The following is a 1,455-nucleotide window of genomic DNA, read 5'->3' as shown; positions in this document are numbered from 1 at the left end:
CTGGCCGCTGAATTGAAATTCCCGACCCAGGCATTCATCAACGGTGAATTCCGCGATGCGCTGTCGGGCAATACCTTCGCCACCACTAACCCGGCCACTGGCGAGTTGCTGGCCAACATCGCCGCCGGTAACAGCGACGACGTCGATCTGGCGGTCAAAGCCGCTAAAGAGTCTTTCGCAGACGGTCGCTGGAGCAAGCTGGCGCCGGCGGCGCGCAAGCACATCCTGCTGGATTTTGCCCAACTGCTGGAAGACCACGCCCATGAACTGGCAGTGCTGGAAAGCCTGGACAGCGGCAAGCCGGTCAGCGAATGCCAGAACGTCGACGTGCCGGAGACCATCCACACCCTGCGCTGGCATGCCGAGCTGATCGACAAGATTTACGATTTCAGTGCCCCGACCGGCGCCGGTGCGGTAACCACCGTGGTGCGTGAAGCCATCGGGGTGGTCGGTCTGGTGCTGCCGTGGAACTTCCCGCTGCTGATGCTGGCCTGGAAAATCGGCCCGTCGCTGGCCGCCGGTTGCTCGATCGTGGTCAAACCGGCCAAGGAAACCACCCTGACCGCCCTGCGCGTCGCGGAGCTGGCCCATCAGGCCGGCGTACCGGCGGGCGTGTTCAATATCGTGCCTGGCGGTGGCCGCGAAGTCGGCGAGCCGATTGGCCGGCACATGGACATCGCGGCGGTGAGCTTCACCGGCTCGACCGACACCGGTCGGCTGTTCCTCAAGTACTCGGCCGAGTCGAACATCAAACGTGTGGTACTGGAGCTGGGTGGCAAGAACCCGGCGGTGGTGATGAACGACGTCGAAGACCTCGACGAAGTGGCCCAGTACCTGGTGGCCGGTGCGTTCTGGAACATGGGCGAGAACTGCTCGGCGTCCTCGCGGCTGATCGTGCACCGCGACGTCAAAGACAAGCTGCTCGAGCGCATCAAGGTGCACGTGCGCGACTGGCAACTGGGCGACCCGCTGGACCCGGCCAACCGCCTGGGCGCAATGGTCAGCAAAGCGCATTTCGAGAAGGTTCGCTCGTACCTGGAACACGCCGTCGAGGCGCAACTTAAAGTGGTCGAAGGCGGCAACACCCGTGATGGCGTGTTCATCGAGCCGACCATTGTTGATGGCGTCAAAGCCGGCGACAAACTGTTCGTCGAAGAGATCTTCGGCCCGGTGTTGAGCGTCACCACCTTCAACACCATTGATGAGGCCATTGCCCTGGCCAACGACACCGTTTACGGCCTGGCGGCCTCGGCCTACACCAGCAACCTGCGCAACGCGATCCGTCTATCGCGCGAGATTCGCGCCGGTATCGTCACCGTCAACTGCTTCGGTGAAGGCGACGCTTCGACGCCGTTCGGAGGCTACGGCGAGTCAGGCTTTGGCGGTCGCGACAAGTCGCAGTGGGCGCATGATCAGTACACCGAGCTTAAGACCATCTGGATCAATGCTCAGTAA

At 62.6% G+C, this 1,455-nt stretch carries 1 protein-coding gene; it reads left to right on the top strand.

Going from position 1 to position 1,455, the window contains the following annotated elements:
• A partial coding sequence (locus NJC38_RS28975; protein ID WP_253118189.1) for an aldehyde dehydrogenase occupies positions 1-1,455 on the top strand: 1,455 nt, incomplete at its 5' end.

This window comes from Pseudomonas sp. 21LCFQ010 (assembly GCF_024129905.1).
GTDB lineage: Bacteria > Pseudomonadota > Gammaproteobacteria > Pseudomonadales > Pseudomonadaceae > Aquipseudomonas.
Note: the sequence above shows the minus strand (reverse complement) of the source record. Positions and strands in the feature narration are given on the sequence as shown.